We start from the raw sequence: 13,451 nt of genomic DNA, 5'->3' as shown, positions 1-13,451 counted from the left end.
TTTAATACGCTCCTTCCGAGTAGGTCAGTTCATACGAATGGGAGTACAGTTCAACGAGGTTGCCGAACGGATCTTCACAGTACACCATCCGGTACGGTTTTTCGCCCGGATAATATTCACGGATCGGCATCCGTTGTTTGCCGCCGTGCGCGACGATTTTTTCGACCATGCCTTCGATGTCCGGATCTTGAATCGCATAGTGGAAAATGCCTGTTTTCCAGAATTCAAAGTTGTTTTCCGGTTTTACGTTGTTCGGGAACTCAAATAACTCGATCCCGACCCGGTCACCCGTCGCCATATGCGCAATGCGGAATTTTTCCCAGCCGGCTCCGAAGGCATCCGTACACATGACACCGATTGGTGAATCGTCTTCTACGACATCGGACGGTTCCATGATGATATACCAGCCCATGACCTCCGAGTAAAACGAAATGGCTTGTTCTAAATTTGGGACAGACAGTCCGATGTGCGAAAAATTACGTGGATATGTCATAACATCCAGCTCCTTTGCATTTTGATTTACGACAACGATAACTTACGATACACTCGACTGCATAGTACGCACTTTGAAGTAACTACCTGAAGGAGAGACGGAAGTAATGACGACAGAACAATTTCCAGTCAATCGGGCGCTCGCCATCATCGGCGGGAAATGGCGTCCACAGTTATATTGCACGCTAGAGGACGGTCCGAAACGTTTTTTAGAGTTACAACGCGCGATTCCCGGTATTTCCCGGAAAGTCTTGACCGATCAGTTAAAGGAACTCGAACGGCTCGGGATGGTCGAACGGATTGAATTTGATGAAGCCGTCCTGCATGTCGAGTACCGCTTGACAGACGCCGCTTATACGTTGCAACCTGCGGTAAAAGGTTTATGTGCCTGGTGAGAAGGGAACTAAATCTTCTGTTGATACCATTAATCTCAGGAGGTCATTTTAGATGAAGTTGACTTATCATGGACAGTCTACTGTCACCATCGAAACGAACGGGCACCATATCGTGATTGATCCGTTTTTCAGCGGTAACGATCACGCGATGACAAAACCGGAAGACGTCAAAGCAGATTTTATCTTGCTGACGCATGCACACGCTGATCATATGCTGGATGCAGAAGCCATCGCAAAAGCGACCGGCGCAACGATTGTCGCAACACATGAACTGGCGACTTACCTCAGCTTCAAAGGATTGAACGTGCATCCGATGAACCTGGGCGGACAGTTCGAGTTTCCGTTTGGTAAAGTCAAAATGACGCAGGCATTCCACTCTTCAAGCATCATTGACGAAGAAAAACAGACGATCACGTATATGGGGATGCCAGCCGGTTTCTTATTGACGATTGAAGAAAAAGTCATATATCATGCGGGAGATACAGCACTGTTTGGTGATATGGCGCTCTACGGTGCGCATTATGATATCGACCTCGCCTTCTTGCCAATCGGGGATAACTATACGATGGGACCTGATGATGCGTTAGTTGCAGCAGACATGCTGCAAGCGAAAGCGGTCGTTCCGGTTCATTACGATACGTTCGATTTAATCAAACAGGACGCCGAGGCATTTTGTGCGAATCTCGAAGCACAAGGGCAGACGGGTCATGCGTTAAAAATTGATGCATCCATCGAACTCTAAAATACAGTGAGCCCTTCCATGCGAAGGGTCTTCGGTAATCGAAACGGACACTTTTTCTGATAAAGCAGGAAGAGGTGTTCGTTTTTTGTTGTGCTCCAACCTCCGCCCGATGGCAATATGTGAACAATTTCGTATGATAAAGAAGGAATGTTGACAGACGAATCATAAATTCGGAATAATGGGAGAGAATTGGATGGAGGTAGACCAATGGAGGAGAACACAAGCAGAACAGAACGAAAACGCAAACAATCCTCGTTTACGCGGCTAAAGGACAAACGACGGAAAATGACGGCATCATTTGATCGGATTGGTACCCGCAAACCGATCCGGCGTCCACTGATTGTGTATGGATCGGTTCTTTTAAGTTTGCTGGTTTTATATACGGTGACGTTGTTTTTGACGACGGATTCCTTATCGCGGGGCGAAGCATTTAAAACGACGAAGCGGTATAAAACGTTGCAAATCGATGCCCCGAACGGCACGATCAACTTTGTCCGGAGTACGGACGGAAACGTTCAATTGAAATTGGTCGATAGTGCGTCAAGTCAAAAACGATTAAAGATCGGGACGTCAGGAAATACATTGACGGTGACAGGGCGAGACGGATTTGCAGCACGACTCGGGAACCGTCCGAGTGAGAAGCCGGGTGATTTTTCGATTCAAGTCGGATTACCGAACTATATGAATCGTATTGATGTCGACGCCGAGTCGATCAAAGGGATGGGTGTTTATGCCAAATCAATTAATCTGTCAGCCGAGACGTTGGACTTAAATAAAATGGACGCCGACGATATTGTTCTGACAGGTAAAGGCAATGTCAAAGCATCGAATATGAATGCCGTCCATGCTGAAGTGACGGCAGAATCGGTCAGTTTATCGGAATACGGTGCAAAACTCGATTTGACCGTCTCAACGATTGATGGTCCGATTCGATTGAAACCAACGAAAGCAGCGGGAACGATTGCTGTAACGACAGAGGGAGACATTAAAGCCTCCGACCGGTATACGAAACAAAAAGACGACGATGTGGCTTTATTCGAGTTATCCAAACAAGAAAAACCGGAAGTGACTGTCGAGAGTGAAGTCGGGCAGGTGACGCTCGAGTGAAATTCCAGTTTCGTATTGGTCTCCGGACGATCAAGACCGGAATCGCTGTAGCGATTGCCCTCAGCTTTTCCTGGTATGTCTTCGGGATCTATTCAGGTATGGGCGCCGTCGCTGCCATCGTTGCGATGCAACCGACGATTCACCGGTCGTTTAAAATCGTCTTCAATCGGATTTTAGGAACGATTCTTGGATTAGTTTGTGGACTGGCGGTCGTCGCTACGCTTGGAGCAAATCCGTTGACGATTGGTCTCGCGGTCATCGTTTCGCTTGTCTTCAACTCGATGATTGGACGGACCGACATGTCGACGTTTGCCGCTTTTGCGATCGTCCTGATGTTTGAGAGTCCGACAGCTGACTATGTCCATTACGCGTTGACTCGGTCTTTATTGACGGTCGTCGGCGTCTTATCCGCTGTCGCCGTCAACTATATCGTCTTCCCGCCGCACTACGAAGACCGCTTGTTGTTGTTCGTCAAAAAGACGACCAAACAATTGATGGAGGACTGGCGGAGTCTGGTCAAAGACGATGCGAAATTACTGACGGTCCGTAAACAGGTCTTAAAACATGAGGAAATGATCATCATGTTGCAAGAAGATCAGAAATATCCACTGGTTGCCAGTGGTCAGAGTAAAGCGTTCATTCAATTGAAACAGCTTGTTGATCTGGAAGATAAACTTCTGTTGCTTCTCGAGAGTATCGCCAGTCATCGTGACTTGCCGATGTCAGACGAGCAGGAGAAGATACTTGGACAAGAAATCGATTTTCTGCTCAGCCATCATTATGATGTGATCTTTTCACATGAACGCGATCAGCCGATGTTCAGCTTTGACCAGGAAGTCAGTGAGGTCAAAGACATCATCAACGGACACTTGCTAGATTACCGGGAACAACTCGAAAAAATGAAATAAAAAACGTCGTCCTCGAGACCCTTTTTCAATCGAAAAAGAGTGAGGGCGACGTTTTGGTTTAAGATGTCCGCAATGACTGGACGAGATCGGCGTCCGGTGTGACGTAAAGTGTCGTTTGATCCGTATAGATGACGAATCCCGGTTTTGCACCACTCGGCTTTTTGACATGACGGAGTTCTGTGAAATCGACCGGGACCTGACTCGATTCACGTGCTTTTGAATAGTAGGCGGCGACAATTGCTGCTTCTTTCAGGGTAGTCTCATCCGGCTGGTCACTGCGGATGATGACATGTGAACCGGGGATATCTTTTGTATGCAACCATGTCTCGGACCGGCGTCCGAATTTAAACGTCGCATAATCATTTTGTTTGTTGTTTTTGCCGACAAAAAATGGAATCCCGGTCGAAGATTGGTAGGCATCAAGTTTAGGGATAAGAGGTTTCTTTTTCTTTTTGCTGCGTTCCCGGACGTATCCTTCTTCGACGAGCTCTTCCCGCATCTCTCGAATATCCTCCGGAGAAGCGACATCGAGTTGTGCCTGTAGCGACTCAAAATAATTGATTTCGAGCTGGTTTTTCTCGAGCTGCTTCGCGACTTCGATTTTAGCAGTCTTCAGTTTGTTGTAACGTTTGTAGTACCGCTGGGCATTTTCGTTCGGTGAAAAGCGGGGATCAAGGGCAATCGTAATTTCCTTCCCGTCTTCGTCATAATAATCGACGACCGTCGCCTCTTTCATACCGCGTTCGAGCTGATACAGGTAGGTCGTTAATAATTCGCCTTTGTGTTTCAATTCGTCCATCTTTTCGGTAGCAGCCAGGTCACGTTCGAGTTTCGTACGTTTCAGAATATTTTTATCATATTCGCTTTTGATGAAACGCTCTAAGTCAGACGCCTGTTGTTTGACGCGATCCCGATTTGATTTCTGGTGGAAAAACGCATCGAGGACGTCTCCGCTTGTCGCAAAGGTCTTTTCTTCAACGATTTCCCCGTGGTGCAACGCGACAGGGGAGAAACGTTCCTTCCCGTTTGCGAGACGTTGGAAATAATAAGGACCTGTCAGTTCATCCAGAACGGAATGAATGGCCTCTGCAAGTGATGTCCGGTTCGAAAGACCGGCCCGCGACACGATTTCAGCAGTGATTTGCGGTGAAAAACCACTGAACAAACCTAATAACTGACGGTCGATCTTTCCGGCGTTCCAATCAATCCGGTGTAACGTCTGTTCGATGTCACCGGTCAGAGGATCGACTTTATCTTGTTCCGGCGGCAAGTGATACTGCAGACCCGGCATGATGGTCCGGAATGTATTCTGGCTGAGCGGAAGATGTTTGATCGCATCCAAGATTTTATCCTGTCCATCTGTCAGGAGGATGTTGGAATGGCGGCCCATCAGTTCGATGTACAGTTTTTTCGCTTCTTCATCCCCGAGTTCATTTCGTGAGCGGACACGCATTAAAATGACCCGGTCACGTCCGAGCTGCTCGATTGATTCGATGAAGCCGCCTTCGAGATGCTTTCGGAGCATCATACAAAACATCGGCGGTTCGCTTGGATTGCTCGTCGACTCCGATGTCAGATGAAGCCGCGCGTACATCGCATTGGCCGATGCGAGCAACATCACGTTTTTTCGTTCTGCCCGGACACTGAAAATTAAATCGAGTGCATACGGTTGGTGTATTTTATTAATCCGTGCCCCAACGAGCGGTTGGAGTTCCTGGACGACACGTGTTGTCATTAGTCCGTCAAAAGCCATGATATTACCTTCTTTCCTGATTTCGTTTCCACTTTCTAAAGGTAACAGAAAGTGCACGGTTATGGTATGATTAAGCAGTCGAGCTGAAAAAGACCACTTGCGAACTTCCTGTCTCTACTGCTAATATGAAACAATGTGAAGTTTGTTAGATGGAGGGGTTCTGAAGTGATTTTTAAAGAGCGTGGCTTATTACTCGTATTGTCTGGTCCGAGTGGTGTTGGTAAAGGAACGGTTTGCCGTGCCTTGCGCGAAGATGAAGACAATAATTTGCACTATTCTGTGTCATGTACGACACGTAAACCGCGTGAGGGAGAAGTGGACGGTGTCCATTATTTCTTCAAGACACGTGAAGAATTCGAAAGTATGATTGCCAATAATCAATTGCTCGAGCATGCGGAATTCGTCGGCAATTACTATGGTACACCCGTCGATTGGGTCAACAAGATCTTGGATGAAGGAAAAGACGTCATCTTAGAAATTGAAGTGCAGGGTGCGATGCAGGTTAAGGAACATTTTCCGGAAGCTGTTTTTCTGTTTTTGGCTCCGCCAAGTCTACAGGAACTTCGTAACCGACTTGTTGGACGTGGAACGGAATCAGAGGAAGTCATCAAACAACGTCTTCTTGTCGCGAAAGAAGAGATTGAAATGATGGATGCTTATGATTACGTCGTCACGAATGACGAGATCCACAAAGCATGTGACAGAATTCAAGCAATCGTCACTGCAGAACATTGTAGCCGGGAACGCGTTGCGTCCTTGTATAAAAAAGCCATGGAGGTCAAATAACATGTTATATCCATCAGTAGACAAGCTTCAAAAGACGGTCCCTTCGAAATACACAATCGTGACGGTTGCAGCAAAACGTGCGCGTCAAATCCAAGACGGGAAACGCGTGAAAGTAGCGAACCCGAAATCATACAAACCAGTCGGAAAAGCGCTCGAAGAACTCTTTTCTGGTGAAGTCGTGGTTACGAACCAACCGCAAGACTAATTTTGAAGCAGCCACTCCTCATTGTGGCTGTTTTTTTCAATAAGGAGGAATTCATCATGCTAACGAATCGTAACATCCTATTATGTGTCGGAGGCGGAATCGCTTCATATAAAGCAGCGGCCTTGGCATCGAAGCTCGTTCAGGCCGGAGCGAACGTTCAAGTCGCGATGACGAAGAATGCCCAACAATTCGTCGGGAAAACGACGTTTGCCGCACTGACGCGGAAACCGGTCTATGATGATGTCTTCATTGAGCATGATGCATCCAAGATTGCCCACATCGATTTAGCAGATGAAGCCGATTTGATTGTCGTTGCTCCTGCAACAGCGAATCTGATTGCGAAACTTGCCCACGGGATTGCCGACGATTTTATCACGACGACCATCTTGGCTGCGACTTGTCCCGTCGTTGTCGCTCCGGCGATGAACGTCAATATGCTCGAACATCCGGCGACGGTACGAAATATGGACCGGCTGATGGCAGACGGAGTCCATTTGATTGCACCCGGCGTCGGGAATTTGGCATGCGGTTGGGTCGGAAAAGGGCGGTTGCCTGAACCGGAAGAATTGGTCGAGACATTATCCGGTCTTTTCGAAACCAAAAAACTGGGAAATCGTCATGTCTTGATCAGTGCCGGTCCGACGGTGGAACGAATTGATCCGGTTCGTTATTTGACGAACGATTCATCTGGAAAGATGGGCATCGCGCTTGCGGAAGCGGCTCGGGATGCCGGAGCGACCGTCACACTTGTTCACGGTCCGGTCCGTGGGACAGTGCCGACCGGTATGACGACGATTGCTGTCGAATCCGGTGAGGAGATGCTCGAAGCGATGTTAGCCGTCTATGACAAACAAGACTTGGTCATCATGGCAGCGGCGGTCGCAGATTATCGCCCGACTGTCCAGTATGATCGCAAACAAAAGAAAATCGACGGACCATTACGGATTGAACTGGAAGAGACGACTGATATCTTACGAACACTTGGTGAGCGGAAGACCAAACAGATTTTAGTTGGTTTTGCAGCAGAGACGGAAAACCTGGAAACACATGCGAAACAAAAATTAATTCGAAAACAGGCGGATTTCATCGTGGCGAATGATGTCTCACGTTCGGATATCGGTTTTTCAAGTGATGAAAATCAAGTCACGGTCTACGGTAAAAGTAATGGAGCCGTCCATTACGATCAACAATCGAAGACCCGATTAGCAACCGCATTAATCGAACAGTTCGCGGAGGCCTTACGATGATTGCTGAAGTCATCGTCGATGTCGCCGCTGCGACGGTCGATCGGCCATTTGACTATGAAGTACCGGATTTATGGCGTGATCTCGTCGTTCCCGGTATGCGTGTCGAAGTTCCGTTTGGTCCGCGCTCCTTACTCGGAATCGTCGTAGCCGTGAAGGATGAGACCGATCTCGCACGAATCAAACCGATCGTACGTGTTCTCGATGAGACCCCGACGTATACGGAAGAATTACTTCGACTGTCGGGTTATTTATCAGAGACGACACTTTGCTATCAGGCGACAGCGCTCCTCGCGATGTTACCTGCTGCTTTGAAAGTCAGTTATGATAAACTGATTTTGGCGGAAGACCCGCGACTGGTTCACTGGAATCAGAAGAAAATCAGCCAGTTTCCGAGTGAGGTCCAGCAACAGATTTTAGTAGCTGCTCAAAAGGGAGAGGTGCACCTCCAACCGGTTGTCAAAGAAAAGAAAACCTCTAAAACGGACAAACGGATCCGCCTGCTTGATGAGACGATTGAATTATCAAAACAAGCTACCAAGCAGATCCTGTTTCGTGATTATCTGATGGAACGTCCGGAGGTGTTATGGAGTGAAGTGATGCACGAACTCGATTTGACCGTCAGCATTCTCAATAGTCTGGAGAAAAAAGGCGTCATTACGGTTGAGACGATTGATGTGAACCGGAATCCGTATGAACATCTTGTCCAGGATATCTTTGTTCCTTCTACGTTGACGACGCACCAGCAGGATGCCGTCGATGCGATTACGGCACCGGATGAAACGAATACGTTTTTACTCCATGGGGTGACCGGGAGCGGGAAAACGGAAGTGTATCTCGAATCGATTCATACCATGCTTGAACGGGGACGCCAAGCCATTCTGCTCGTACCGGAAATCAGTTTGACACCGATGATGGTCAAACGTTTTAAACGACGGTTCGGTGACCGTGTCGCCGTGCTTCACAGCGGGTTGTCGTTAGGTGAAAAATACGATGAATGGCGCAAGATTTCGCATGGAGAAGTGGACGTCGTCGTCGGAGCACGATCTGCGATTTTTGCACCGTTAACGAACATCGGTGTGATCATTTTAGACGAAGAACATGAAACGACCTATAAACAAGAAGAAAATCCGCGGTATCATACCCGGGACGTGGCAACATGGCGAGCGGCATACCATAAATGTCCCGTCGTCCTTGGAAGTGCGACGCCGATTCTAGAGACGTATGCACGCTCTCAGAAAGGGGTCTATCGTTACCTCCCTCTGACAGAACGATTCGGAGGCGAACTTCCACCGGTCGAGATCATCGATATGCGAAAAGAACTAGAACGCGGCAATCGAACGCCGTTCAGCCTCGCGCTTGTCGAAGGAATCAAACAGCGCATCGAGCGGGGCGAACAGACGGTCTTGCTCCTCAATCGACGGGGATACACGACATTCGTGCTGTGCCGGGATTGTGGAGAAACGCTTCAATGTCCTCATTGCGCTGTCAATCTGACTTATCATCAACACCAAGATTGTCTGAAGTGTCATTATTGTGGATTTGAAGCAGCGATGCCGAAAACGTGTCCGTCGTGTGAATCGAAAAAAATTCGGCAGTTCGGTACCGGAACGCAAAAAATCGAAGAAGAACTGGCACATTTAATTCCGGAAGCCAAAATCATTCGGATGGATCAAGACACGACGTCACGTAAAGGGGCGCATGAAAAATTACTAAATGCGTTTGAGCGCGGCGAAGGAAATATTTTGCTCGGGACACAAATGATTGCAAAAGGACTTGATTTTCCGAATGTGACACTGGTCGGTGTCATTGCTGCGGATGCCACACTCGGAATTCCCGATTTTCGGGCGAGTGAACGAACGTTTCAGTTGATCACACAGGTTTCAGGGCGGGCCGGTCGGGGAGCACTTGCCGGGCAATCGATCATCCAGACGTATAACCCGGATCATTACGTCATCCAGACGGCAAAACGGCATGACTATGAAGCATTTTATAAGCGGGAAATGCAGTTGCGCAAGTTAGGGGGGCACCCGCCCTTCTGGTTTTTAGGATTGATCACGATTTCAGCGGCCCATCCGCTTGAAGCCCAAGCGGAAGCAGAAGCGATTGCCGGACAACTTCGGCATTTGGAATCAGACGATTTAATTGTCAACGGTCCGCTCGAAGCCCCGCTCGCACGGTTGAAAAACATGTATCGCCAACAGGTGATTTTAAAACATAAAGGTCAAGAAGAAGTACGGGAGGCACTCCGTGCGATGCTTGCATTACGCATCAAACAAAAAGTCCAAGTAACAGTGGATTTAAATCCATTTGTATTCATGTGAGGTGGCAAACTATGTATAAAGTTGTAGAAGTACCAAATGAAGTATTGCGTCAAAAATGCCAACGAGTAACGAAGTTTGATAAGAAATTAGGGAAAATGATTGATCGTATGTTCGATACGATGTACGAATATGACGGCGTCGGACTCGCTGCGCCGCAAATCAATCAGCCGATTCGTGTCGCCGTCGTCCATACGGATGATGAAACGGGACCAATCGAGCTGATTAACCCGGAAATTATCGAAGCATCCGGTTCAGAAATCGATGACGAAGGATGTTTGAGCATGCCGGGAATTTTCGGACCGGTCGAACGGTTTGAGCAAATCGTTGTCAAATCACAAGACCGTCTAGGACGGAGTGTCAAAATTAAGGCGAATGGTTTTTTTGCACGGGCGATTCAGCACGAAATGGATCATCTGGACGGTGTATTGTTTACGGATAAATTAGTCGAAACAGAAGCATCCCCTCGCGTCGTCTTCATGGGGACGCCGGACTTTGCCGCAAATACGCTCCGTGAAGTGATTGATGCCGGTTATGATGTCGTCGGTGTCGTCTCTCAGCCGGATAAACCCGTTGGACGCAAACGTGAAATCAAACCAACACCGGTGAAGGAAGTTGCGCTGGCTCACGACATTCCTGTCTTACAACCCGTTAAAATCCGGGAAGATTATCAAGACTTGCTCGATTTGAAACCGGACTTGATCATTACCGCTGCTTACGGACAAATCGTTCCGACGGCCGTGCTTGAAGCACCGCGATATGGTGCGATTAATGTCCATGCGTCCTTGTTGCCGAAGTATCGCGGCGGCGCTCCGATTCATCAAGCCATCATCGATGGTGAAACGGAAACGGGAGTCACGATCATGTATATGGTGGACCGGTTGGATGCTGGAGATATGTTATCAAAAATCATCGTACCGATTGAAGAGCGTGACACGGTCGGAACGATGTTTGACAAGCTCAGTGCTGCCGGTGCCCGATTATTAATCGAAACATTACCGCAGTTGATTGCAGGTACGTTGACACCGGAAGCGCAACGGGAGGAAGACGTCACGTTTTCTCCGAATATCAGCCGGGAACGGGAACGACTTGATTTTTCACGTCCCGGAGAAGCGTTATACAATCAAATTCGCGGAATGAATCCCTTCCCGAGTGCGTATACGATGCTTGGTTCAGACCGTCTGAAAGTCTACTTTGCTGAAAAAGTCCCGGGTCACGGACCGGCGGGCGAAATCATTGCCCTCGAAGCCGACGGACCGGTCATCGCAACCGGATCTGATGTCGCATTGAAATTAGTAGATGTACAACCGGCCGGAAAAAAACGGATGGACGGTGCCACATTTATGCGTGGTGTCGGACAGACATTGACGATTGGACAGAAAGTAGGCGAACAAGCATGAATGTCAGAGATGCAGCAGTAACAACTTTATTAAAAATTGGTCAAGGTGGGGCTTTCTCCACGATTTCCGTCCACCAGATGCTTGAAAAACGTGCTATCTCAAAAGCGGATGTCGGCTTATATACGGAACTGGTGTACGGAACGCTCAGCCGTGAATTGACACTCGACTATATTTTAGAACCGTTCTTAACGAAACAAAAGAAGCTGGACCCATTCATGCGTCCGTTATTACGGATGAGTGTCTATCAACTGTTTTATCTCGACCGGATTCCGGATCACGCCGTCATCAACGAGGCAGTCGAGATTGCCAAGACACGAGGTAAACCGCATATCGCGAAAGTTGTTAACGGTGTGTTGCGGAACGTCCTTCGACAAGAAAAACCTGATTTCTCAGCGATTCCTTCAGTGGTCGACCGAATCAGTATCGAAACAAGCCATCCGGCATGGCTCGTCGAACGGTGGATTGAATTATTCGGAGAAGAAGAAACGTGGCAGATGTGCCGACTGAACAATGAACCGGCCCCCGTTACCGTACGTGTCAACCGGACCCGGACAGACAGACAAGAAGCGATTGAATTACTGGAAGCCCAGGGCGTCAGTGCGAAACCAGCCCATGCGGCACCAGACGGTCTAGAAATCATCAGTGGCAGTGTGCAACAGACGGATTTATTGGAACGTGGTTACCTGTCGCTCCAGGACGAAAGTTCGATGCTGGTTGCTGCAGCGTTAGGCGCACAACCAACAGACCGTGTCTTGGACAGCTGTGCGGCCCCAGGCGGGAAAGCGATGCATATCGCGGAAGGTTTGGCGAGCGGCTCGTTGTTGGCACTGGATCTTCATCCACACAAAGTGAAATTACTAGAAAAACAGGCAGTTCGTCTTGGACTTGAAAATGTTCAGGCGGAAGCACTGGATGCCCGTCAAGCGGGAACACGTTTTGAGGAGGCGTCGTTTGACCGGGTGTTGGTCGACGCACCGTGTTCGGGACTCGGTGTCATTCGCCGGAAACCCGATATCAAGTGGACGAAACGTCCGGAAGACTTAACGCAGTTGCCGGTCATTCAGCGGCAGATTCTGGAAGCGGTTCTTCCGCTGGTCAAACTGGATGGAACATTCGTTTATTCAACCTGTACGATGGATCCGCTCGAAAATGAGCAGCAAACGGACTATATTCTCAGCCAAGGATTTGTTTTTGACGAGACATTCAAAACACGGATGCCGGAAGCCGTTCAATCGCTGATTGGTGAACGGGCTGAATTAAAATTACTCCCGACATCACTTGGTACAGATGGTTTTTATATCGCTGCATTCAAAAAAGTGAATGAACCAACAGGATAATAAAAAACGATGAGGAGGACGGGTATGGAGTTAGCTTATTTGACGACGACTGGAAAGGTCCGTTCAAAAAATGAGGACACGGTCTTATTGGTAGGCGATGCGACACAAGGATTAGCTGTCGTCGCTGACGGCATGGGGGGACATGCAGCCGGTGAAACGGCGAGTGCCATCGTCAAGCAGATTTTTGCCGAAGCATACGCAGATATGCCAAACCGCCCGATGGAGTTATCTTCCTGGATTGAACGATTAGTGAAAGAAGCCAATGCGCAGATTCAACGTTTTTCTCAAGTCGAAAATTTGTCGATTGTCGGCACGACGATGGCCTGTGTCTGCTGGTCGGATGATTTACTTGTCATTGGACACGTAGGGGACAGCCGCGTCTATGCCCTGGAAGAAGGACAATTAAAACAGCTGACGGATGACCATTCCTATGTCAACATGCTCAAACAATTAGGGGAATTATCGGAAGCAGAGCTTGAAAATCATCCCCGTCGTAATGTCATTACACGATCCGTCGGTTCGAACGAGTCCGTGGATGTCGACATTCAAGTCCGGGATGCACCGGACTATGATATCGTGTTAGTGTGCAGCGACGGCTTGTCGGATGAGGTGCCTCATGAAGTTATCGAGCGGTTGCTTCAAGAAGATGCACCGCTCGATACGATTGTCGAACGTCTCGTGTCCGAGGCGAATGACCGGGGAGGCGCAGACAACATTACGATTGCTGCAATCCGTTTTAAAGAAAGAGAGAGGATCTGAAT

13 protein-coding genes are annotated in these 13,451 nt (G+C 48.4%); 11 read left to right on the top strand and 2 right to left on the bottom strand.

The window, feature by feature from the left end; genetic code table 11:
- Position 1 precedes the first annotated feature (1 nt).
- Positions 2-493, bottom strand: a complete 492-nt coding sequence (locus tag KNP93_RS00965; protein ID WP_214852726.1) for a lactoylglutathione lyase family protein — start codon at positions 491-493, stop codon at positions 2-4.
- Positions 494-599: 106 nt separating this feature from the next.
- Here KNP93_RS00965 and KNP93_RS00960 point away from each other — a divergent pair, with 106 nt between their 5' ends.
- The 4 genes from KNP93_RS00960 to KNP93_RS00945 all read left to right on the top strand — a co-directional run bounded on the left by KNP93_RS00960 (position 600) and on the right by KNP93_RS00945 (position 3,644).
- Positions 600-887, top strand: coding sequence for a winged helix-turn-helix transcriptional regulator (locus KNP93_RS00960; RefSeq protein ID WP_214852723.1), 288 nt, complete (start codon positions 600-602; stop codon positions 885-887).
- 52 nt (positions 888-939) lie between these two features.
- Positions 940-1,629, top strand: coding sequence for a metal-dependent hydrolase (locus KNP93_RS00955; RefSeq protein WP_131502622.1), 690 nt, complete (start codon positions 940-942; stop codon positions 1,627-1,629).
- Between the two features lie 207 nt (positions 1,630-1,836).
- Positions 1,837-2,736, top strand: a complete 900-nt coding sequence (locus KNP93_RS00950) for a DUF4097 family beta strand repeat-containing protein (RefSeq protein ID WP_214852720.1) — start codon at positions 1,837-1,839, stop codon at positions 2,734-2,736.
- Positions 2,733-3,644 (top strand): FUSC family protein, encoded by a 912-nt coding sequence (locus KNP93_RS00945; RefSeq protein ID WP_214852717.1) that lies wholly within the window; start codon positions 2,733-2,735, stop codon positions 3,642-3,644. The genes KNP93_RS00950 and KNP93_RS00945 overlap by 4 nt, the downstream gene beginning before the upstream one ends.
- A gap of 58 nt (positions 3,645-3,702) precedes the next feature.
- Here the strand turns inward: KNP93_RS00945 and KNP93_RS00940 are convergent, their stop codons facing one another.
- Entirely contained in the window at positions 3,703-5,397 is a 1,695-nt protein-coding gene (locus KNP93_RS00940; protein WP_214852714.1) for an Rqc2 family fibronectin-binding protein, read from the bottom strand.
- 168 nt (positions 5,398-5,565) lie between these two features.
- Here KNP93_RS00940 and gmk point away from each other — a divergent pair, with 168 nt between their 5' ends.
- Genes gmk through KNP93_RS00905 form a run of 7 tightly spaced genes read left to right on the top strand, consistent with a single transcriptional unit; the run spans position 5,566 to position 13,449 of the window.
- Positions 5,566-6,183 (top strand): guanylate kinase, encoded by a 618-nt coding sequence (gene gmk, locus KNP93_RS00935; protein ID WP_188005445.1) that lies wholly within the window; start codon positions 5,566-5,568, stop codon positions 6,181-6,183.
- A gap of 1 nt (position 6,184) precedes the next feature.
- Positions 6,185-6,388 (top strand): DNA-directed RNA polymerase subunit omega, encoded by a 204-nt coding sequence (gene rpoZ / locus KNP93_RS00930; protein WP_012370799.1) that lies wholly within the window; start codon positions 6,185-6,187, stop codon positions 6,386-6,388.
- Between the two features lie 56 nt (positions 6,389-6,444).
- Complete coding sequence (gene coaBC, locus KNP93_RS00925; protein WP_131502618.1) at positions 6,445-7,635, top strand: bifunctional phosphopantothenoylcysteine decarboxylase/phosphopantothenate--cysteine ligase CoaBC; 1,191 nt, start codon at positions 6,445-6,447, stop codon at positions 7,633-7,635.
- A complete protein-coding gene (gene priA / locus KNP93_RS00920; RefSeq protein WP_214852710.1) occupies positions 7,632-9,956 on the top strand; it encodes a primosomal protein N' in 2,325 nt (774 codons plus the stop codon). Before coaBC ends, priA begins: the two co-directional genes overlap by 4 nt.
- Positions 9,957-9,967: 11 nt before the next feature.
- Positions 9,968-11,353, top strand: coding sequence for a methionyl-tRNA formyltransferase (gene fmt / locus KNP93_RS00915; RefSeq protein WP_214852707.1), 1,386 nt, complete (start codon positions 9,968-9,970; stop codon positions 11,351-11,353).
- Complete coding sequence (gene rsmB, locus KNP93_RS00910) at positions 11,350-12,690, top strand: 16S rRNA (cytosine(967)-C(5))-methyltransferase RsmB (protein WP_131972497.1); 1,341 nt, start codon at positions 11,350-11,352, stop codon at positions 12,688-12,690. The genes fmt and rsmB overlap by 4 nt, the downstream gene beginning before the upstream one ends.
- A 24-nt stretch (positions 12,691-12,714) precedes the next feature.
- The gene (locus KNP93_RS00905; protein WP_131972498.1) at positions 12,715-13,449 is read left to right on the top strand and encodes a Stp1/IreP family PP2C-type Ser/Thr phosphatase; all 735 of its coding nucleotides are present in this window, start codon (positions 12,715-12,717) and stop codon (positions 13,447-13,449) included.
- Positions 13,450-13,451: the final 2 nt, after the last annotated feature.

Origin of the sequence: Exiguobacterium sp. s166 (assembly GCF_018618855.1) — a bacterium.
GTDB lineage: Bacteria > Bacillota > Bacilli > Exiguobacteriales > Exiguobacteriaceae > Exiguobacterium_A.
This window is presented reverse-complemented; position numbering and strand designations above follow the sequence as displayed.

Excerpts from the sequence above, each read along its gene's own strand:
- KNP93_RS00965 (WP_214852726.1), bottom strand. The coding sequence starts at position 493 with ATGACATATCCACGTAATTTTTCGCACATCGGACTGTCTGTCCCAAAT.
- KNP93_RS00960 (WP_214852723.1), top strand. The coding sequence starts at position 600 with ATGACGACAGAACAATTTCCAGTCAATCGGGCGCTCGCCATCATCGGC.
- KNP93_RS00955 (WP_131502622.1), top strand. The coding sequence starts at position 940 with ATGAAGTTGACTTATCATGGACAGTCTACTGTCACCATCGAAACGAAC.
- KNP93_RS00950 (WP_214852720.1), top strand. The coding sequence starts at position 1,837 with ATGGAGGAGAACACAAGCAGAACAGAACGAAAACGCAAACAATCCTCG.
- KNP93_RS00940 (WP_214852714.1), bottom strand. The coding sequence starts at position 5,397 with ATGGCTTTTGACGGACTAATGACAACACGTGTCGTCCAGGAACTCCAA.
- rpoZ (WP_012370799.1), top strand. The coding sequence starts at position 6,185 with ATGTTATATCCATCAGTAGACAAGCTTCAAAAGACGGTCCCTTCGAAA.
- coaBC (WP_131502618.1), top strand. The coding sequence starts at position 6,445 with ATGCTAACGAATCGTAACATCCTATTATGTGTCGGAGGCGGAATCGCT.
- priA (WP_214852710.1), top strand. The coding sequence starts at position 7,632 with ATGATTGCTGAAGTCATCGTCGATGTCGCCGCTGCGACGGTCGATCGG.
- fmt (WP_214852707.1), top strand. The coding sequence starts at position 9,968 with ATGTATAAAGTTGTAGAAGTACCAAATGAAGTATTGCGTCAAAAATGC.
- rsmB (WP_131972497.1), top strand. The coding sequence starts at position 11,350 with ATGAATGTCAGAGATGCAGCAGTAACAACTTTATTAAAAATTGGTCAA.
- KNP93_RS00905 (WP_131972498.1), top strand. The coding sequence starts at position 12,715 with ATGGAGTTAGCTTATTTGACGACGACTGGAAAGGTCCGTTCAAAAAAT.